The sequence below is a fragment of the Methylobacterium sp. Gmos3 genome (assembly GCF_056430985.1).
This window is the reverse complement of record NZ_JBWJYL010000018.1, coordinates 1-20,361: the sequence shown is the minus strand read 5'-3', so window position 1 is coordinate 20,361 and position 20,361 is coordinate 1. Positions and strand designations below refer to the sequence as shown.

Annotated in this window: 19 protein-coding genes, 1 rRNA gene and 1 pseudogene; 3 read left to right on the top strand and 18 right to left on the bottom strand. The window is 66.7% G+C overall.

Annotated features, from left to right (window positions below; translation table 11 throughout):
* The first annotated feature begins 22 nt into the window (after positions 1–22).
* Positions 23–727, top strand: a complete 705-nt coding sequence (locus ACS5Q7_RS23975) for a phosphorylase (protein WP_478341781.1) — start codon at positions 23–25, stop codon at positions 725–727.
* An 83-nt stretch (positions 728–810) separates the two neighbouring features.
* Here ACS5Q7_RS23975 and ACS5Q7_RS23970 read toward each other — a convergent pair whose 3' ends face one another.
* The 11 genes from ACS5Q7_RS23970 to ACS5Q7_RS23920 all read right to left on the bottom strand — a co-directional run bounded on the left by ACS5Q7_RS23970 (position 811) and on the right by ACS5Q7_RS23920 (position 12,017).
* Positions 811–2,337 carry a Do family serine endopeptidase gene (locus ACS5Q7_RS23970; protein WP_478341771.1) on the bottom strand — a complete coding sequence of 509 codons (1,527 nt, stop codon included), beginning with the start codon at positions 2,335–2,337 and terminating at the stop codon, positions 811–813.
* 127 nt (positions 2,338–2,464) lie between these two features.
* Positions 2,465–2,836 (bottom strand): type II toxin-antitoxin system VapC family toxin, encoded by a 372-nt coding sequence (locus tag ACS5Q7_RS23965; RefSeq protein ID WP_478341770.1) that lies wholly within the window; start codon positions 2,834–2,836, stop codon positions 2,465–2,467.
* Positions 2,833–3,027, bottom strand: a complete 195-nt coding sequence (locus tag ACS5Q7_RS23960) for a type II toxin-antitoxin system VapB family antitoxin (RefSeq protein WP_478341769.1) — start codon at positions 3,025–3,027, stop codon at positions 2,833–2,835. The genes ACS5Q7_RS23965 and ACS5Q7_RS23960 overlap by 4 nt, the downstream gene beginning before the upstream one ends.
* 70 nt (positions 3,028–3,097) lie before the next feature.
* Complete coding sequence (locus ACS5Q7_RS23955; protein WP_478341768.1) at positions 3,098–5,815, bottom strand: valine--tRNA ligase; 2,718 nt, start codon at positions 5,813–5,815, stop codon at positions 3,098–3,100.
* A gap of 86 nt (positions 5,816–5,901) precedes the next feature.
* A complete protein-coding gene (locus ACS5Q7_RS23950; RefSeq protein ID WP_478341767.1) occupies positions 5,902–6,471 on the bottom strand; it encodes a PopZ family protein in 570 nt (189 codons plus the stop codon).
* Between the two features lie 206 nt (positions 6,472–6,677).
* On the bottom strand, positions 6,678–8,153 hold the full coding sequence (locus ACS5Q7_RS23945) for a TolC family outer membrane protein (RefSeq protein ID WP_478341780.1): 1,476 nt from the start codon (positions 8,151–8,153) through the stop codon (positions 6,678–6,680).
* A 141-nt stretch (positions 8,154–8,294) separates the two neighbouring features.
* Entirely contained in the window at positions 8,295–8,948 is a 654-nt protein-coding gene (locus ACS5Q7_RS23940; protein WP_478341779.1) for a protein-L-isoaspartate O-methyltransferase family protein, read from the bottom strand.
* 147 nt (positions 8,949–9,095) lie between these two features.
* On the bottom strand, positions 9,096–9,242 hold the full coding sequence (locus tag ACS5Q7_RS23935) for a hypothetical protein (protein WP_478341766.1): 147 nt from the start codon (positions 9,240–9,242) through the stop codon (positions 9,096–9,098).
* Positions 9,243–9,349: 107 nt separating this feature from the next.
* A complete protein-coding gene (locus ACS5Q7_RS23930; protein WP_478341765.1) occupies positions 9,350–10,390 on the bottom strand; it encodes an esterase in 1,041 nt (346 codons plus the stop codon).
* 114 nt (positions 10,391–10,504) lie between these two features.
* Positions 10,505–10,837 carry a hypothetical protein gene (locus ACS5Q7_RS23925; RefSeq protein WP_478341764.1) on the bottom strand — a complete coding sequence of 111 codons (333 nt, stop codon included), beginning with the start codon at positions 10,835–10,837 and terminating at the stop codon, positions 10,505–10,507.
* Between the two features lie 148 nt (positions 10,838–10,985).
* A complete protein-coding gene (locus ACS5Q7_RS23920) occupies positions 10,986–12,017 on the bottom strand; it encodes an alpha/beta hydrolase (protein WP_478341763.1) in 1,032 nt (343 codons plus the stop codon).
* Between the two features lie 300 nt (positions 12,018–12,317).
* Here ACS5Q7_RS23920 and meaB point away from each other — a divergent pair, with 300 nt between their 5' ends.
* Both meaB and ACS5Q7_RS23910 read left to right on the top strand, forming a co-directional pair.
* Complete coding sequence (gene meaB / locus ACS5Q7_RS23915; RefSeq protein ID WP_478341762.1) at positions 12,318–13,304, top strand: methylmalonyl Co-A mutase-associated GTPase MeaB; 987 nt, start codon at positions 12,318–12,320, stop codon at positions 13,302–13,304.
* 126 nt (positions 13,305–13,430) lie between these two features.
* On the top strand, positions 13,431–13,808 hold the full coding sequence (locus ACS5Q7_RS23910; protein ID WP_478341761.1) for a CsbD family protein: 378 nt from the start codon (positions 13,431–13,433) through the stop codon (positions 13,806–13,808).
* Positions 13,809–13,851: 43 nt separating this feature from the next.
* Here the strand turns inward: ACS5Q7_RS23910 and ACS5Q7_RS23905 are convergent, their stop codons facing one another.
* The 7 genes and pseudogenes from ACS5Q7_RS23905 to rrf form a co-directional block, all read right to left on the bottom strand.
* Entirely contained in the window at positions 13,852–14,637 is a 786-nt protein-coding gene (locus ACS5Q7_RS23905) for a 3-hydroxybutyrate dehydrogenase (protein ID WP_478341760.1), read from the bottom strand.
* Positions 14,638–14,669: 32 nt separating this feature from the next.
* Positions 14,670–15,413, bottom strand: a complete 744-nt coding sequence (locus ACS5Q7_RS23900) for an acetoacetate decarboxylase (RefSeq protein WP_478341759.1) — start codon at positions 15,411–15,413, stop codon at positions 14,670–14,672.
* A 41-nt stretch (positions 15,414–15,454) separates the two neighbouring features.
* A pseudogene (locus tag ACS5Q7_RS23895) lies at positions 15,455–16,585 on the bottom strand (patatin-like phospholipase family protein).
* A 93-nt stretch (positions 16,586–16,678) separates the two neighbouring features.
* Positions 16,679–18,118, bottom strand: coding sequence for a HAMP domain-containing sensor histidine kinase (locus ACS5Q7_RS23890; RefSeq protein WP_478341778.1), 1,440 nt, complete (start codon positions 18,116–18,118; stop codon positions 16,679–16,681).
* 11 nt (positions 18,119–18,129) lie between these two features.
* Positions 18,130–18,825, bottom strand: a complete 696-nt coding sequence (locus tag ACS5Q7_RS23885) for a winged helix-turn-helix domain-containing protein (protein ID WP_478341758.1) — start codon at positions 18,823–18,825, stop codon at positions 18,130–18,132.
* Positions 18,826–19,024: 199 nt separating this feature from the next.
* On the bottom strand, positions 19,025–19,798 hold the full coding sequence (locus tag ACS5Q7_RS23880; RefSeq protein ID WP_478341757.1) for a glycosyltransferase: 774 nt from the start codon (positions 19,796–19,798) through the stop codon (positions 19,025–19,027).
* Positions 19,799–20,275: 477 nt separating this feature from the next.
* Positions 20,276–20,361 (bottom strand): 5S ribosomal RNA (gene rrf, locus ACS5Q7_RS23875); the annotation flags it as partial.

The window sequence follows — 20,361 nt, the reverse complement described above, 5'->3', positions numbered from 1 at the left end:
GGACCTGATCCAGCCCCGTGCCATGCTCGACCCGTCAGCCCCCGTCCTCGCCGTGACCGGCCTTGCCCGCGAGCGGCGGATCGCGGCCGGATCCGGCGTCGAGGCTGTCGGCGCGGGCGGCGATCCAGCCCGGTTGCGCGTGCTGCTCGACGCACGCCATCCGCCGGGATGCCGTGCGGTGGTGAGCTTCGGCATCGCAGGGGGGCTCGATCCCAGCTTGAAGCCGGGCGACGTGGTGGTCGGCACCGGCATCGTGTCATCCGAGGGGCGGCGCCGGGCCGATCTCGACGCCGCCGCCGCCATGGTCGGTTTGCTGGCGGCCCTGCCGAACCGGGTGATCTCGGCGGATCTCGCGGGGGCCGACGCCGCCATCCTCGCCGTTGCGGACAAGGAAAGCCTGCGCGAGAGCACGGGCGCGGCGGCGGTCGATATGGAATCGCATGTGGCGGCGGCCTTCGCAGGGCGGCATGGCCTGCCCTTCGCTGCCCTGCGGGTGATCTGCGACCCGGCCGACCGGGCGCTCCCCGCCTTCGCCGCCAACGCCCTGACGCCGGATGGCGAGCCGGACATCAAAGGCGTGCTGTCGGCCCTGGTCTTCGGGCGCGCGCGCATCGGCGACCTGATGCGCCTCGGTCGCGATTCGAATGCCGCCTTCGCGGTTCTGACCCGCTGTCGCCAATGCCTCGGCGACGGGCTCGGCATCCCCGCGCCGACGGCTCGGACCTGAACGAAAAATGGCGCCGGTCCTGAGACCGGCGCCAGTCGAGGGGCGTCACCGGGGGGAGAGGGGTCCCCCCTTAACAGCCGGCATCAGCCGGCATTCTTGCTGAGCGAGATCGCCACGAAGCGGGTCTGACCCTTGGCGCTCTTCACCCGCATCAGTATGGCCTTGCGGCCACTGCTCTCGGCACTGCGGACCTGGGCAGCGACATCCGAGGGGCTGGAGACCGCCTGACCGCCGACGTCGAGAATCAGGTCGCCCTGCTCGATACCCTTCGCGGCGGCCGGACCGTCCGGATCCACCTGCACCACCGCGACGCCCTGATCGGACAGGCCGACCTGAGCCGCCGGGGCGAGGCCGAGGCCGAGGCGCACCTGGCCGCCGCCGTCATCCTCACGGCTCGCCACCTTGGTGCCGTCGGTCGGCATCGTGCCGAGGGTGACGGTCGCCACGTCGGCCTTGCCACCACGCAGGTAGCTCAGCTCCACCTTGGCGCCCGGCTTCATGGACGCGATCCGGCGGGAGAGTTCGCGGGCGCTGTCCACCGTCTCGCCGTTGACCTTCTCGATCACGTCGCCGGACTTCAGCCCGGCCTTGGCGGCGGGGGTGCCGTTCTCGGCATGATCGACCAGGGCACCCTTCGCCTTGTCGAGGCCGAGACCCTCGGCGATGTCCTGCGTCACCGGCTGGATCTGCACGCCGAGGTAGCCGCGAGCGACCTTGCCGTCCGACCGCAGCTGGTCCACCACCGCCTGAACCGTCTCGGCCGGGATGGCGAAGGCGAGGCCGACGCTGCCGCCGGAGGGCGACGCGATGGCGGTGTTCATGCCGACCACCTCGCCGTTGACGTTGAAGGTCGGGCCGCCGGAATTGCCCTTGTTGATCGGCGCGTCGATCTGCAGGAAATCGTCGTAGGGGCCGGCGCCGATGTCGCGGCCACGGGCCGAGACGATGCCCGCCGTCACCGTGCCGCCGAGGCCGAATGGGTTGCCGATGGCGACCACCCAGTCGCCGACCTGCGGAGCGGCCTTCCCGAACTGCACGTAGGGGAAATTGCCGCCTTCCTTGATCTTCAGGAGCGCGACGTCGGTCTTGGCATCCTTGCCGATGACCTTCGCGTCGAGGGTGCGGCCGTCATCCAGCGTCACCTGCACGGTCTTGGCATGGTCCACGACGTGGTTGTTCGTGACGACGTAGCCATCCCCCGAGATGATGAAGCCGGAGCCCACGGCACCACGGCTGCCGCGATGCTGAGGCTGCATCCCGCCGGGTCCGCCGTTCTCGCCGAAGCGCTTGAAGAACTCGCGCAGCTGCGGCGGGACGTTCTGGAGGTTCTGGCCGTTGTTGCCGCCGCCGTCTTCGTCATCGCTCGCGGAATCGTCGAGCTTCACCTTCACCGACACGACGCCGGGCTTCACCTTGTTGACGATGCCGGCGAACGAGCCCGGCGGATGCTCGGGCGCCTCGATGGGCGACTTCGGCAGGGCCTGGGCGAAGGCCGGGGTCGCGGCGGGCAGATAGCCGCCGCCGACGGCGCCACCAGCGACCAGCGCGGCGGCGGCAACGGAGGCCAGGGCGCGGCCGGTGTAGCGGCGGGCGAGACGGGATTCGGTCATGGAGCTCACACCTGGGAACGATCGGGACGACGCCTGTCGCGGCCGTCGATGGGACCGTTCTACGGAGAGCGCCCTCACCCCGGTGTGGCGGGCAGATTACCGTTTTGTCAGGTGGGCGGCGGCCGCATCACTGCAGCGGCTTGTAGGAGATGCCGAGATCGGCTGCGGCCGAAGCGAGGCTTTTGTCCCGCGTCCAGACCCGTGCCCCCGGCATCAGCCGTGCTGAAGCCAGGAGATGGGCATCGACATAGCCGATGCCTCGACTGTGCAGGGACTGATCCACGATCAGCCGAAGGACTTCCTCGTGAAGGGCAACTGTCGCCTGCGGCATATCCTGTAGCATCTCAAGAGTACCAGAACGGTCCTTCAGGCTTCCGAGGGCGACTTCAGCGGTCACATACGGATGTACGATATGGCGTGCTTCCGTCAGCAGGATTGAAAGTTCTGGATCGGGCCGCCGCAGGTGATCGATCCAGACATTCGTATCGACAATGATCACGGCTCGGAGCGACGTCTCGGACCGGCCTCGGCGGTAGGATCACTACCCCCAAGAAGTACCATCCGGCGCGATGCTTCTCGCTGGATAAGAGCCCGCAGTGCCTCCCGGACAATCTCCGACTTCTCGGTCAGCCCGGTGTAACGCTGCGCCTTCGCGAGCAATTCGTCATCGAGGTTGATTGTCGTGCGCATGCGCCGGCCCCTCCGAGGCATCATATACGACATCGAATGATGCCGAAAAAGATGCCTCGGAAGTTGTAGCCTACTTCCCGCTCAGCCGCGCCAGCGCCTCATCGATCTTCACGAGGCGTGCGCTTTCGGCCTCTCGCCGCTCGCGGTTCTCCTCGATGATCTCTTCGGGGGCGCGGGCGACGAAGTCGGCGTTGGCGAGCTTGGCATCGACCTTCTTGATCTCACCCTCGGCCTTGGCCTTCTCCTTCTTGAGCCGCGCGACCTCGGCGGCGAGGTCCACGATGCCTTCGAGCGGAAGAGCGGCCACGCTGCCGCGCACGAGCAATTGCACGGACTTGGCCGGAGGCGCCGCGGCGAAGGTGATCTCCGACAGGCGGGCGAGGCGCACCAGCGTCTCGCGCCACGCCTCGACCCGCGCCGCCACCGCCGCATCGGCGCCGACGAGCACCAGCGGGATTTGCGCGCCGGCCGGGACGTTCGTCTCGGAGCGAGCGGAGCGGATCTGGCCGATCAGATCGACCACGAAGCCGACCTCCGCCTCGGCCGCCGAATCGGCGAGGCCCGCGAGATCGGGCCAGGGGGCGAGCGCCAGGAGGCCGCGCCCTTCGATGCCCTCGCCCTTGATGCCCCACAGCTCCTCGGTGAGGAACGGCATGAACGGATGCAGGATCTTGGCGACCTGATCGATCAGGAAAGCCACGCTCGCCTGCGTCTCGGCCTTGGCGGCCGGATCGGCCCCCTCCCCCTGCAGCACCGGCTTCGCGAGTTCGAGGTACCAGTCGCAGAAGGTGTTCCAGGTGAAGCGATAGGCGGCATTCGCCGCGTCGTTGAAGCGGTAGGCGGCGAGCGCCGCTTCGATCTCCGCGACCGCACGGGCGGCCTCGCCCAGGGCCCACTTGTTGATCGCGCCCGTCACCGCACGCGGATCGAAGGCGGGATCGAGCGTGCAGCCGTTCATTTCGGCGAAGCGGGCGGCATTCCAGAGCTTGGTCGCGAAGTTGCGGTAGCCCTGGACGCGATCGGCGGAGAGTTTGATGTCGCGGCCCTGCACGGCCAGCGCGCACAGCGTGAAGCGCAGGGCATCCGCGCCGACCTGCTCGATGAGGTCGAGGGGATCGACCACGTTGCCCTTCGACTTCGACATCTTCGCGCCGGAGGCGTCGCGCACCAGCGTGTGCAGGTAGACGGTGTCGAACGGCACTTCACCTGTAACGTGCAGCCCCAGCATCATCATGCGGGCGACCCAGAAGAACAGGATGTCCTTGCCGGTCACCAGCGTGTTGGTGGGGTAGAACCGGGCGAGTTCGGGCGTCTTGTCCGGCCAGCCGAGCGTCGAGAACGGCCAGAGGCCCGACGAGAACCACGTATCGAGGACGTCGGGATCGCGGGTCAGGGCAACCGGGCGGCCGTGCTTGGCCTCTGCCTGCGCCAGCGCCTCGGCCTCGCTCTCGGCGACGTAGATGCCGCCATCGTCATCGTACCAGACCGGGATCTGGTGGCCCCACCAGAGCTGGCGCGAGATGCACCACGGCTCGATGTTGGTGAGCCACTGGAAGAAGATCTTCTCGTAGTTCTCCGGGACGAAGGTGGTCTTCCCGTCGCGGACGGCCTGCATCGCGCGTTCGGCGAGCGGCTTCACGTTCACGTACCATTGGTCCGTGAGATAGGGCTCGATCACGACGCCTGAGCGGTCGCCGTGCGGGACCATGTGCGTGTTGGGCTCGATGGTGCGCAGGTATCCGCGCTCCTCCATCAGGTCCACGATGCGCTTGCGCGCCGCCGCCCGGTCAACGCCATGCAGCGCGAGGACGTCCGCTTCGGGCGAGGCGTTCACGAGCAGCGCCTCGTTCCCCTCGATCAGCATCCTCCCCTCGGGGTCGAGGACGTTGATCATCCCCAGCCCGTGCCGCCGCCCGACCTCGAAGTCGTTGAAATCGTGCGCCGGGGTGATCTTCACCGCGCCGGTCCCCTTCTCGGGATCGGAATAGCTGTCGGCGACGATCGGGATCAGGCGCCCGACCAGCGGCAGGCGCACCGACTTGCCGACGAGGGCCGTGTAGCGCTCGTCCTCGGGATGCACGGCGACGGCCGTGTCGCCCAGCATCGTCTCGGGCCGGGTCGTGGCGACGGTGATGGTCTCGCCGGTCTCGGCGCCGGAAGCATCCACGACCGGATAGTCGAAGTGCCAGAGGTGGCCCTTCACCTCGATCTGCTGCACCTCGAGGTCAGAAATCGCGGTCTGGAAGCGCGGGTCCCAGTTCACCAAGCGCTTGTCGCGGTAGATCAGGCCGTCCTTATGCAGGTCCACGAAGGTCTTGAGCACGGCGCGGCTCAGGCCCTCGTCCATGGTGAAGCGCTCCCGCGACCAATCGCAGGAGGCGCCGAGCCGCTTCAGCTGCTCGACGATGGCGCCGCCGGATTCAGCCTTCCACGCCCAGACCTTCTCAAGGAACGCCGCGCGGCCGATCTCGCGGCGGCCGGGCTCCTGGCGCTCGGCCATGCGGCGCTCGACCACCATCTGCGTCGCGATGCCGGCATGGTCGGTGCCCGGCTGCCAGAGCACGTCCCGCCCGCGCATCCGCTCGAAGCGGCAGAGCACATCCTGCAGCGTGTTGTTGAGGGCGTGGCCCATATGCAGGGAGCCCGTCACGTTCGGCGGCGGGATCACGATGCAATAGGGCGCGGCGCCGGCCCGCTCGGGGCGGCCGGCGCGGAAGGCTCCCGCATCCTCCCAGGCGGCGCGGATGCGCGCCTCGACGGAAGCCGGGTCGAAGGTTTTGTCCATCATCGCGAGTGTCGGGCCGAAAGCGGGCTGTGCGGAAACGAGCCCCCGCTTTCGGCCGTCAGACCGCCCGCGTCAACACGCCAGAGGCGTCAGCGGCCCCGCGATACCCGCTCGATCTCGGCGCGGACAAGACGCTCCACCACGACGGGCAGATTGTCGTCCAGCCACGACTTCAGCATCGGGCGGAGCATGTCCTGCACGATGTCTTCGAGGGTCCGGGCGTTGTTGGTGAGGACCGTATGCGCCAGCAGGTTGAAGGCATGGCCCACGCTGGCATCCGTGGTCGGAGAGATCAGCCGGTCGACAGAGGGTTCCGGGGCGCGGGCCACCGGCGGCGGATCCATGCGCGGCGCGGGCTTCGGCGGCTCCGGCGGTGCCACCGGCTCGGGCGCCTTGAGGACCGGCGGAGGCTCGGGCACGAACTCGTCCTCGATCGCGAGATCTTCGAAACCGATCTCGTCGAGTTCGAGGGGCACGGGCTGCGGCGCCGGCGGCTCGACCGGGCGAACGAGAGCGACGGGCGGCGCCGGCGGGGGCACCGGCTCCGCCGCCTCGGCGAGATCGAGGATGTCGTCGATCTCGGCGGGCTCCGGCTCGCTGGGCTTGGCCGCCTGATCGTCCGCGATGATCCGCCGGATGGAGGCGAGAATCTCCTCCATGGACGGTTCGTGCGCCTTATCGGCAGCCTTGTCCTGAATCTGCGGGCTTGCTGCACTCATGACGACGGCGCACTCGGATGCGAAGAGACCGGAAGGCGGCTCACGGTGAGCCGGAACTCAGTATTTCACGCCCCTGAGTTACGACAAGCGTACGGATAGCACAGTCCTTAAAAATTCGGACGATGCTCACAACAGAGGCGGCGGGGTCAGCGTCCGTCGGGCGTCCGCAGGCCGAACCAAAGATCCTTCACCTGATCGAAGTGGATCTTGGCGCTGTAGGCCTCGACCGGCAGCGCCGTGAAGCGCGCGGTCAGCTGACCCATCGCCTGAACGACGCCGTAGGAGAAGATCACGCGATCACGCTGGGCGACGATCAGGTTCACGCGGGAATTGAGCAATTCCTGCTGCGCGTTCAAGACGTCGAGGGTGGTGCGCTGACCGACGCGCGCTTCCTCGCGCACGCCGTTGAGCGCCACTTCGTTGGCCTGAACCTGCGCCTGAGCGGCGATCACCTGGGCCTTGGCTGCTTCCAGACGGCCCCAGAAATCGACGATCTGCGCCCTCACCTGATCGCGAATGCGGTCCACCTCGATCCGGAGTTGGCCCACCTGCTCCTTCTGCTGCCGCACCTGCGCGTAGACCTGCCCGCCCTCATAGATCGGGATGGTCACGCGGCCGACGATCGAGGCGGTGACGCCGTTGTCGTTCGGGAGCGTCGTGTCGTAGCGCTGCTGGACGCTGCCCTGCACCGTCACCTGCGGATAAAGCTGGGATTCCAGCACCTTCACGTACGACTCGGCGGAATCGAGCGCGTGCATCGCCGAGAAGATCTGCGGGTGCTCCTGCAGCCCGATGGAGACAGCGGCATCCAGGGTGGCCGGCACGTAGCGATCGAGCGGCCTGCCCGGCGCAAGCGAGCGGGGCTCGATACCGATGTTCTGGCGATACACGCCGATTGACGTCCGCAGGGCCGATTCCGCCGCGCTGACCTGCGAGCGGGCGCCGGCGAGGCGGGCTTCGGCCTGCGCCACGTCGGTGCGGGTCACTTCGCCCACATTGAAGCGGTCGCGCGTCTGGCGAAGCTGCTCTTCCAGAACCTCGACGTTGTTGCGGTTCAATTCGAGCGTGGCCGTGTTGCTCAACACGTTCATGTAGGATTGCACGGCGGCGTAGAGCACCGACAGCTCGGTGAAACGCAGCGTCTCACGCTGGCTGTAGACCGCCGATTCGTAGCGGCGGACGTTGTTGTCGGTCTGGAAGCCGTTGAACAGCGTCTGGCTGACGGTGAGGCCTGCCCCGCCCGGCGTCGTGGTCTGCATCAGGGTGCCGCCGGAAAAGCGGCCGTTGGTGTATTGCGAGCCGATGTCGGCGCTGAGGCTCACCTGCGGCCGGTAGCCCGACTGCGCGATGGCCACGAATTCGTCGGTCACCCGTGTGGTGGCCCGGCTGGAATTGAGTGTCGGGTTGCCGCGATAGGCCCGCACGAGGGCACCCTCGAGCGTCTCCGCATTCACCTGACTCGTTGCCATGACCGCAGCGACGGCCGTGGCGGCGAGGCCGGCACGGCGAAGCGCGAAGCGGTTTTTCGGCACTCGTAAACTCACAGTGCTCAACCCTTGCGGCCCTCGAGATTTCGGACATCCGCCATGACGGCGGCTGTGCGGCGATACGCACCCATCCAAACAAGCCCGCCCTGGGACGGACCTTAGCCGGAAGTCGTTAACTCGGCACGAGCTCTGAGGGCCTTGGCGCCGGAATCCTCGGGGGGTGGCGCATAAAGGCGACACTATACCGAACGGCTCGAATTCTTCGCCGGACGCCGATCAGAAGGCGAAAGTCGCTTCTTGGGCGAAGTCCGCCAGCACCGGCAAAGAAGCGTCGAAGAGCGGACGCGAACCGAACGCACTGCCGGCGCGCACGAATACGGTGACTTTCGCACCCCGGTCGGGTCCGAAGACACAGACGAGCCGTCCGTCATCCTTGAGTTGGTCGAGAAGTGATTGCGGCCTGGTCTCGACGCGGCCGTTTACCAAGATCGCATCGAAGGGACCCTGGTCCTTGGCGCCCGCGCGCAGCGGACCTTCCATGACCGTCGCCTTGCCGGCGAGTCGCTCCTTGGCGGCGGCGACGAGTTCCGGGATCGATTCGACCGCCGTCACCGTCGCGCCGAGCTGCGCCATCACGGCGGCGGCGTAGCCGTAGCCGGTGCCGATATCGAGCGCCTTCCCGCCGTGCTGGATCTTCAGGGCCTGGATCATCCGGCCGAGGACCATCGGCGCAGGCGTCACGCGCACGTCGCCGCCCGCCGCTCCGAGCCGCAGCGGCTGGTCGATATAGGCGAAGGGTTCCTGGTTCTTGGGGACGAAGGCTTCGCGCGGCACCGTATCGAAGGCGTCGAGAACGGCGTTGTCGTTCACGTCGAAGGTCCGCAACTGGCAGTCGACCATCATCCGCCGCGCCTGCGCGTAATCGAGCATCGGATACCTCGTCCCAGAACCGGGCCGGTCCACCGCGCCGCCATCACAGGGCGCAAGCTTGAGCCTTCGGGGCGGGTTTTCGAAGATCGACCGGCAAAAGGCAAGGAGGTCGACGCCGCCGTCGCCGCATTGCGGCGGCGAAGGGGCTCAGATGCCGAGCAGGGGACCGTTCTGGTCGTCGGCGTGGGGAATCAGCTTGTCGGCGGAACGCAGAGGCAGGCCGGTCACTACGACCAGGACGAGTTGTGCGAGGCTGGCGAGAGCCAGACGGCTGGATGTCGGGCGATCCTTCATGGCGGCACTCTCTCGATGGGCCCCCTATTTGGGGCTCATCCCGAAGTACTCACAGGGGCGCGGGCGGCGTGCCGAGCATCCGGCGTGCGGGCACGCACGTCGGAGGGTCACTCCTTCACCGGCACTCGCTTGTCGAGCCAGCCGGCCAGCCAATCGGCGATGTCGAAACTGTTCTTGTCCTGCATCAGCATGTGCGAATTGCCGTGGATGCCGATTTCCGGAAGCAGGATCAGCTCGGCACGTCCGCCCGTGGCGTTGGCGGCGGCGACGAAGGACCGGCACAGCTTAAGCCGGGGCGCCCATCGCGGCGACTGATCCACGTAATCCCCGAACAGGACGAGGATCGGCAGGTCCTTGTAGGGCGCGAGGTCGTCCTTGGCCGGGTCCGGGCAGGCGGCTGGCTCGATCGAGACGAGGGCGCGGAGCCCGGTGCGGTCGAGGGCGGCGGTCTGGAACGGATAGATGCCCGATTGCGAATGCGCGATCAGCACCGCGTTCTTCAGGCGCTTGGACAGCTCGGAGAGCGCCGTCACCGTCGGGTTCGGGACCGGCAGGGCCGCCGACCAATCCGGCACCATCTGCTTCCAGAATTCGGCCTGCGCCTCCAGGGGGAACTGCATTCCCGGGAAGACCTTCGGGTATTCAGGCCCGAATCGGAAGATCGCCCAGGCGGCCTCGCGCCCGGCCGAGAAGACCGCCGGCAGGGTCTCGGCACCGGCCTTGCCGGCCTTCACCGCATTGATCGCACTCGGGTTGCCGGCCGAGCGCCCGCGCCACGACTGATCGATGACGTAGGTCGGGAAGCCCTTGCGGACGAAATATTCGTCCCAGCCCATCCGCCCGTCGGGGGTCGTTTCCCAGGTCTTGCCGGTCAGGCAGCAGCCATGGATCAAGACCAGCGGCACCCGCGTCGGCGAGACGGGAACCTGATAGCGCACGTAGATCTGATCGACGGTGACGGTGCCCGACGCGGCGTAGGCCGGCAAGGTCGAGAGCGTGTCGGACGAGACGTCCCGCCCCCCGACGAAGAAACTGCCCTGCGCCGAAAGGGTCAGCGGTGGGTTCGGCGCATCGGCGGCATGGCCGGGCGAAGACAGCGCGGCGAAAACCGCCAGGCTTAAGGCGAAGGCGCGCCGCATCGACGTCATCGTTCCCGGATCCCGGCTGAGGCAGCCGCGTCCACCACATGCCACGAAGCGTAACGGAATGGCGAGAGCCGGACCGGCCGTTCCACGACAGATCGGCCGGTCCGGTCACGGGCCTCAGGCGTGCGCCGTGTCATCCTCGTCGATATCCACGAGGAAGACGATGTCCGCCTCGTCCTCGTCGCTCGAATCGGCATCGGCGTAACGGGGGTCGTCCTCGAAGTCGCCTTCGCCGTCATCCTCAGCGAGGGCGTCCTCGAACACCTCGACTTCGTCCTCGGTGGCGGGGCGAACGTTCAGGGCGGCGTTGCCGTCCCAAAGCGGCTTGCCACCGCTCGTCATCGTCTTGATGTCTTCCTTGAAGCCATCGCAGGTGAACAGGTCTTTGGCCGAGGCCTCATCGCTGTTGATGACCGCGACCGCCGTGCCCTCGATTTCCAGGGTGAACATGGCCGGCATCCTCTCTTCAAGACCGCGCCTGCACGCTCCCGTCCGGGGCGCGTGATGCGACGGGTCGGCCGATCCGGCCGGCACCATCGCCGCACGCGGCTGCTGTAGGGGGGAAGCGGCCCGGGGCCAAGCCCGTTCACGCGTGTTGTCAGACCCCGGCGCCGCCGCGCGCGATCGCGCGCTTCACGACGCCCTGCACCTCTGGGTTGGAGAGGAACAAGTCGTGGTTGATGAGGCCGCCGCCGTAATCCGAGGCATCGGCCACGCGCACGCCGAGGGCTTCCAGCTTCGCCCGGTCGGCGCCGCCCGCACGGGTCCCTCCCGCGATGGCGGCCGAGAGTTCCAGGGCGCGGTCGTTGGTGGAAGAGATGACGGTGAACTTCGACACGTCCGGCCCGAGCCGCGAGACGCCGTTGGAGAACAGGTCGAAATCGATATCGGGAGCCGCGAGCACAACGGCGCCGATGCGCGACATCGCCGCCTCGCCGGCCTCGGCCCGCAGCATCCGCACCGTTTCCAGCGTCAGGAGCGTGCCCATGGAATGCGCGACGATGAAGATGCGCCCGCCGCTCGGCGCCGCCGCGAGGGCCTTCAGCAGATCCTCGAAGGCATCCCGCGACCACATCGCGCTTTCGCGATCATAGGCGTAGTCCAGTGTCGCGGCGGCGGAGGGCCACGTGAAGAGGCCGGAGACGCCCTTGAAGCGGATGCCGTCGGACAGGCGCGCGGCGCTGACGGCGGCGGATTCGAACGACTCACGGTAGCCGTGGACGTAGATCAGCACGTCCCGGCCGAGCGCCGCCTGGCTGAACGCCTCCGCCGCCCCGGCACCGCTCTCGACCTTCGGCACGGCGCCGATGGTCCAGTCGCCGGTGATCACCGACGACACCTTTCCGATCAGCGAGCGGTCCGGCGGGGAAAGCCGCACCTCCGCGAAGCTCAGGCCCTTGCCCCGGTCGGACGAGAAGTACGGCGGACGCACCGGGCTGCCCACCGGCTTGCGCGTGGTGGCGACCAGGAGGACCGGCATCACGTCGAGGGCCGATTGCTTTTCGGGCAGGGCCGGGCCGGAACCGAGCTCGTCGGTGACGCAGCCACCGAGCAGGGGCATCGCTCCGGCGGCGGCCGAGAGCGCGCCGACGCGCAGGAGGAAGCGGCGGGAAGGAGACCGAGGCGTCATGATCCGCGCAATGCACGAGCGGCCGCGCCGCCCTTTGAAGCGGGACCGTAAGCAGCGGATCGTGACCAAGACGGGGCATGACGCGCGATTCCCGCCGCGCCATCACTTCCGTGCCGCATTGGCCACAGGCCGGGATCGGACGCTCTGACCGAAATTCCGTCATGCCGACATCGGTTTGGCCCTGCCGCCGGCTGCCCCGAGCCTCTTAACCTTGACGCCGTTTCGGTGAGCCGCCGCGCTTTTCCCCCACGCGGCGGGAGAGCCTCTCGACGGCGGCCTCGGCCCCGGCCATGAAGGAGCATGGCTGCTGCGCTCGACATCGACTCTCTCAAGGAACGGCTTCTGGCCGGAGACAGGGCGGCGCTCGCGCGCGCGATCACGCTCGTCGAATCGAAGCGGGCCGATCACCGGGCCGCCGCCGCTCAGCTGATCGACGCCGTGCTGCCGCAGACCGGGAATGCCATCCGGGTCGGCATCACGGGGGTGCCCGGCGTGGGCAAGTCGACCACCATCGACGCCCTCGGCACCAACCTCACTGAAGCCGGGCACAGGGTGGCCGTCTTGGCGGTCGATCCATCGTCCTCGCGCACGGGCGGCTCGATCCTCGGCGACAAGACCCGCATGGCGCGCCTGTCGCACGACCCGAAGGCCTTCATTCGGCCCTCGCCCTCATCGGGCACGCTCGGCGGCGTCGCGGCCAAGACCCGCGAGACGATGCTGCTCTGCGAGGCGGCCGGTTTCGACGTCATCCTCGTGGAAACTGTGGGCGTCGGCCAATCGGAGACGGCGGTGGCCGATCTCACCGATTTCTTCCTCGTGCTGATGCTCCCCGGCGCGGGCGACGAGTTGCAGGGCATCAAGAAAGGTATCCTCGAACTGGCGGACATGATCGCCGTCAACAAGGCGGACGAGGGCGAGGCCGAGGCGCGCGCGAACGCGGCCGCGTCGGAATACCGGGCGGCTCTGCACATCCTCACGCCGGCCTCCGCCACATGGACGCCGCCGGTGGTGACGATCTCCGGCTTCCACAATCTGCGCCTCGATGCCCTCTGGGCGAAGATCGAGGATCACCGGACCAAGCTGACCGCGACCGGCGAAATCGCCAGCAAGCGCCGGGGCCAGGACGTGAAATGGATGTGGGCGCTCGTCCACGAACGCCTGCACCAGCGCCTCGTCGGCACGGCCGAGGTTCGGCAAAAGACGGCGGAGGCGGAATCGGGCGTCTCGCGCGGCGAGGTGTCACCGGCTGCGGGCGCGGCCGCCATCGCCGAATTGATCGGCCTCTAACACCTGCCGCCGTCCACGAAGAAAAACACTCCCGCCGGGTGAACAAACCGCATCTCGCGCGTTCGGTGGACGCGGGGGCCGCGCGTCCGCGCGAGCGGCACGGGAAGCCGCGTCGAGGAGAGTACCATGGTGGACACTGATCGGATCGTCGGCGGAGCCAAGGAGGCTCTCGGCAAGGCACAGGGCGCGGCAGGCGATGTCCTCGGGTCGAATCGCGACTCCGTCGAGGGCCGTTTCCGCGAGGCCCAGGGCACGGCGCAGAACGCCTATGGACAGGCCAAGGATACCGCGTCGGACCTCGCCGACCGGGCGAGCGACTATGCGAGCGACGCCTATGACCGGGCCGGGGACTATGCCAGCGACGCCTACGAGCGCGGCTCGTCCTACCTGCGCGGCGGACGCCATGCCGTCAGCAGCCAGGTCGAGGAGAACCCGATGATCGCCCTGCTCATCGCGGGCGCCGTCGGCTACGGCCTCGCCCTGCTCGTCCACGGCCGACGCTGAAGAATCAGACGGCCCCGCCCGGTGGCGGGGCCGTTTTCCAATATTACTGAGCGGTCCAGCCGCCATCCATGGTGAGGTTGGCGCCGGTCATCTGGCTGGCCGCATCCGAGCACAGGAACACCGCCAGGGCGGCGACCTGATCGACCGTCACGAATTCCTTGGTCGGCTGCGCCTTCAGGAGCACGTCCTCGATCACCTGTTCCTTGGTGAGGCCGCGCGCCTTCATCGTATCCGGAATCTGCGCCTCGACGAGCGGCGTCCAGACATAGGCCGGCGAGATGCAGTTCACGGTGATCTTGTGGGGCGCCAGTTCCAGGGCCGCCGTCTTCGTGAGGCCGGCGATACCGTGCTTGGCCGCGACATAGGCCGACTTGAACGGCGAGGCGACGAGCGAGTGCGCCGAGGCCGTGTTGATGATCCGGCCCCAGCCCCGCGCCTTCATCCCGGGGATCGCCGCCTTTATCGCATAGAAGGCGGAGGAGAGATTGATCGCGATGATCTGCTCCCACTTCTCGCCGGGAAACTCTTCGATGGGCGAGACGAACTGGATGCCGGCATTGTTCACGAGGACGTCGAGGGAGCCGAACTTCTCCTGCGCTTCGCCGACCATGGCCTCGATCTCGGCCGGCTTGCTCATGTCCGCCCCGGAATAATGGGCCCGGACCCCGAACTCCTTCTCGATCGCCGCCCGGGTCCGCTCGATCTCCTCGACATGGCCGAAGCCGTTGAGGACGACATCCGCCCCCTGCCCGGCCATGGCCCGTGCGATCGCGAGGCCGATTCCGCTGGTCGAACCGGTGACGAGGGCGGTCTTGCTCTTCAAAGTCATGGCAACCTCCGGAACTGAGATCGGTCGACGGGTCACGCGAGATAGTCGTGCAGCACTTGGCCGAACGGCAGGGTGAAGTCCACGATCATGTGCCGCGCCCCGACGATCCGGCGCACGGGCAGATCCGCCACGCGGCAGTTCACGTGCGGGATCAGGTGCAGGCGCCCCTCGCCGTTCCAGGCGCCATGGACTTTGACGTCCTCGAGCCGGTAGCCGACGAGCTGCGCGATCTTCGGCGTGCCGTCGACATCAGGAAGGATCTTGAGGTTGACGTTGAGCTTGCCGAGCCCGGCTTTGACGCCGTCCAGATCGTGCGCAAGACTTTCGTGCTTGTAGGTCATCGTCCCCATGGCGACGCGTTCCTCGTCGTAGAACAGCGTGCCGGTCAGCGTGTCCTTCATCACCTTCAAGCGCGGCTGGCCCCACTTCTTCGGAAAGCCCCAGATCTCGCGGCCGGCGGTGATCGGCGGCTCGTCATCGAGATACATCTGGATCGAGAAGTTGCACGGCTCGCCGTTCAGCGTGGCATAGGCGCCGGTTCCGCTTTCCTCGTAATCGCCGAAGCCCGAGGAATCGGGCATCTTCATCCACTCGTAGAAGACGAGGTTATCCGGATGCGGCTCCAGCGGCTCCGGCAACGCGCGCCGAAGGGCGACCGGATCGGTCTCGTAGGTGATGATCAGATATTCGCGGTGACAGAACCGATAGGGCCCCCGCGGGTAACTTGGGCTGAAGGCCGGCATCGAGGTCGTCGCCAGGATCTCGTCGCGCGTCATCGTCGCTCTCCGCTGGATGATGGGGGCTGCCGGCCTCGCGGTCAGTCGCGGGCGTGCTGGGTGAGGTCGAACACGGCGACGCCGGCCTCGTTGTGCGCGCGCTCATGCCACGCCCGATGGCGGACGGAGCGGTTCAGGTCGTTTCGGCCGGCTTCCCAATGCTCAAGCATGGTCGCCCGCGAGAATTCGTAATCCTTCGAATCGCCTTCGTAGGATTTCTGCCGGTAGATCAACTGCATCAGCGTGATGAAATTCTCACGCGACACTTGCCGGAGGAACACGGCATCCTCATCGCTGGTGAGATCGCTCGGCAGCTTTTCCATAAGGCGGCGGATCGCGCGCTTGATCTTGCGCGCTTCGATGTTCTTATCGGTGTTGAGCCTCGTACGGCTCGAATACCGAATGTCCTACTCGCGCTCGGCCACTTCCAGCAGGTTGCGCGGCATCGGCCCATGGGAGGGAAACAGATCAACCTGGAAGATCACCAGATCGCGCCGCCGCTCACAATCGAGCACGTAATCGAGGGGCGTATTGGAGACGAGTCCGCCATCCCAATATGGTTCACCGTCGATGAGGACAGGCGCAAAGCCGGGCGGCAGGGCGCCGGAAGCCATGATATGCTCGGGCCCGATCCGCTCATTGCGGTTGTCGAAATAGACAAAGTTGCCGGAGCGAACATTCACCGCGCCGACGCTCAACCGAACCTCGCCCGCATTGATCCGGTCGAAATCCACCAGCCTTTCGAGGGTCGCGCGCAGGGCGCTCGTGTCGTAGACGCTCAGTGCCTCCGGTGCCCCGGCGGGGTAGAGCAAGGCGGGCGGTACGCGCGGGGCGAAGAAGCCCGGTACGCCGACCAGGGCGATCCAGGATGCCGCGAGCGTATTGAAGACGCTCCGGGCCTGCTCGCCGGGGATCGGCGGCGACGCGGTCAGGTCCGAGCTGACGAGGTTCCAGAACTCCCGCAGGCGCGCGACCCGCCGCTCCGGCGGGTTGCCGGCGATCAATGCGGCATTGATGGCGCCGATGGAGATACCGGCCACCCAATCCACGGACTGGCCCTGTCCGGCCAGGGCCTCGTAGATGCCGGCCTGATAGGAGCCGAGCGCGCCACCGCCCTGGAGCACGAGCACGGAGGCCTCACCGGCAGGATAAAGGGAGTCGTGCACGGACATCGCTGGGGCAAGCTTCGCTGGTAGCGGACCTCGCACAGACACATCGTCTTTATGTGACGATAGATCACACGCCGGCACAGATTCCGTGGATCGTCACGGGATCGTTGGCAGCGTTGCGGTGTCGGTGGGGAACACCATGTCCACTCGCAACCCAGGGTCATTATCGGCGAGCTGCAACGTGCCCCGGTGAAGGCGCATCACCGCATTCGCGAGGCTGAGGCCGAGCCCGAAGCCGGGCCGCGAGCGCGATTTCTCCAACCGGACGAATCGCGCGAGGACATGCTCCCGCTCCTCCTCCGGGATGCCCGGACCCCGATCCGCCACGCTGAGCACGACCGCCCCCGGGTGTCGCTCGACCGCGATCACGATGCGGCCAGCGTCGCCCTCGACCGGGCTCCCATACTTCAATGCGTTGTCGACGAGGTTCGCCAGCGCTTGGCCGACCAGTTCGCGATTCGCATCCACCACGACGCCGTCCGGTGCGCGGACCTCGATGGTGAGGCCATGATCTTCGGCCAGCGCCTCGTAGAGTTCGCCGACGCTCCGCGCCGTCGCGCCGAGATCGAGGGGCGCCATGATCTCGCCGGCGCTGCCGGCTTCGAGCCGGGCGATCATCAGGAGCGCGTTGAACACGCGGATCAGGCCGTCGCCCTCGTCGATCACGGCTTCGAGCGCGGCGCGCAGGTCTTCCGCTGAACTCGCCCGGCGTAGGGCCTCGTCGGCGCGGTTGCGAAGGCGCGTCAGCGGCGTCTTCAGGTCGTGAGCGATATTGTCGGACACTTCGCGCATGCCGCGCATCAGCTCGCCGATACGCTCCAACATCTGGTTGAGGTTCGTGGCGAGGCGATCCAACTCATCGCCGTTTCCGGCTACGGCGAGCCGGTCATCGAGGTCGCCCGCCATGATCGCACGGGTGGTCCGCGTCATCGCATCGACCCGCGCGAGAACCCGGCTCGCGGCCAGCCAGCCACCGATGATGCCCAGCACGATCACCGCCGCGAGGGACGAGCCGAAGGCTCGCCCGATCACGGCCCGCAGCCGGTCGCGCTCTTCCGTGTCGCGACCGACGAGGAGGCGAAAGCCGCCGGGCAGGGTGAAGACCTGGACGATGGCGAAATGCTCGTCGGCATTCGCTTCGCCGCGTCCGTAGCTGACTTCGCTTTGACCGGGCTTGGCCAGGACGGCCGCCGGCACGGACGACACGTTGCCGACCACGTGGTCGCCGTTGGCTGTCGTCACGAGGTAGAGCGAAGCGCCGGGCTCACGGGAGCGGCGCTCGACGACGCTGATCAAGCGCCGCAAACCGCCGGAATTGTACTGCTCCGAAAGCCCGTTGATCTCGGCATCGATGGTCGAGACGATTTGATCGTCCAGAACGGCCCGCGCGTTCCACGCGACATAACCGAGGGCCAGGAAGGCGCAGATCGCGAAGACGGCGAGATAGGCGAGCGACAGCTTGAACGCAGTCGTCCGAAACAGCTTCGACACGCGGGCAGCCAGCGATTCGCGCTGTGCTGTCTCGATGCCCGGCATGGAGGATGCCGTCACAAGACCCCGCCTTCCTCAGCGCGCAGGACATAACCCGAACCGCGGATCGTGTGGATCATCGGATGGGCGAAGCCCTTGTCGAGCTTGCCGCGCAGGCGAGAGACGTGAACATCGATGACGTTCGTCTGGGGGTCGAAATGGTAGTCCCAGACATGCTCCAGCAGCATCGTCCGCGTCACGACCTGCCCGGCATGGCGCATGAGGTATTCGAGCAGCCGGAATTCGCGGGGTTGCAGCGGGATATCCTTCCCGCCGCGATTCACCCGGTGGGACAGCCGGTCGAGTTCGAGATCGCCGACGCGATAGCGGGTTTCCTCAGTCGCGGCCGAACCACCCCGACGACGGGCCAGCGCCTCGGTACGGGCGAGAAGCTCCGAGAAGGCGTAAGGCTTGGGGAGATAATCGTCGCCGCCGGCGCGCAGGCCTTTCACCCGGTCGTCCACCTGCCCCAGGGCGGACAGGATCAGGACGGGGGTCGCAATCCCCTGTTCGCGTAGGGACCGGATCACCGACAGCCCATCGAGCTTCGGCAGCATACGGTCGACGATGAGCACGTCGTAGTCGCCCTCACTGGCGAGGGCATAGCCATCCAAGCCATTCTCGGCGCTGTCGGCGGTGTGGCCGAGTTCGCGGAAGGCCTTCACGATGTAGGCGGACGCGTCGCGATCGTCCTCGATAACCAGAAGCCGCATGATGAGGCCTCTTAGCGCAGGGGACGACGCGGCGGAACGTGATTCGGCGAGCATGGCCCCTCCCCTGCCCCGGACGATCCAAATGCGATGTCCATCGGTTCCACCACCGAGGGTGGCCGACTCACCATGCGGGAACGCAACTTACCGGAGGGTCGCAGCGACATGACGAGTTGGTCACGTCCGCCATCACAGTGAATCGTCAGATAAGGCCGGGCCAGAATCCAAAGAGCCTGACGGTGTCCCTCACTCCTTCGGGGGTGGAGAGGTATCGGTTGAATTTCTCCCCATCGATAAATTTAGCATTCGGCGGCGGCTCGATCCCCGCGAGTTTATAATGGAAAGAATATAGCGTCGTATACGCGACCGTCCGCTTTTGCGTGTAATGCAGGCTAAACCTTTTATGCTTCACGGCCATCATGAAGATCTTGTCGCCCATCTGAATCAATTCATGGGGCAGGTTGGCCCACGTCGCGTTAACCTCGAATGCGAACCGATGAACCAAGATGCAGTTCGTATCGATATGCGCGAGTGTGTCTTCACCGGGCTCGGTCACCGCCATCTGCCGCCCGTTGGCATCGTAGAAATCGCGCCAACAGCAGCAGACGCTCGCTCCACTCTCGTAATGAGCCGCCAGCATGCTGCCGAGATGTTCGGGATAGTACCAGTTGTCGGCGTCGAGGTAGGCGATGAAGTCGGCCTTGTTGGCCTGGGCGAAGGTCGCCCCGATGGCCCGCGGGGTGTTGCCGTCATCCCCATGGGCGTTGGGAAGGCGCAAATGCCGGACGGCCCAGCCATCGATTTCGGGGCGCGGATGCCCATCGGCAATCATGACGTGCATCACGCGGGCGTTCACCCGCTGAGCCAGAACGCTGTCGTGGCAGCGGCGAAGGATTTTGAGCGGCTCGCGATGATACGGAGTCACCACGACGATCAGCGGCCAGTTCGGATCTGGATGTCCCGAAACTGCTTTCATGGCGCGCCTCTATTCCGCGACCGCAATCCTACGGAAGGCCGAGCCCGCGGATTCCGATAGGAAGGCTAGTAAGCCGCCGGGCGATGGTCGAAAAGCGATTTTTCGAACAACTCTATAGATACAACTGCTAGTATAGATATTTCCATAAATACTAACAATCTAGAGTGGTATTCGAACGCCGCCGATGTTCGAATTTGAGGATGATCATCCGGCCACTGTTCGAGCGTCTGGCTCTACTCCCGGTGCTTTCTCTCGCACCGCTGCCCGCACCAGCCCTCGCTGTCATCGCGAGTCGGAGCCGAAGCAATTCAGAGCACAAAATGCCCGGACGGGGTGGTCCCATTCATGCTCAGGCGCGTGCAAGCCGATCATGCAGACCATGCTTGGATACCCCAAACGCAAAAAGCCGCCCCATTGAGGGGCGGCTTTTCGGATCGATCTCGTGAGAGGGAATGTTTTTGCACGTGCGTTGTGCGGGTCTGGCGGCGACCGACTCTCCCGTGCCTTGAGGCACAGTACCATGGGCGCTGGCGTGTTTAACGGCCGAGTTCGAGATGGGATCG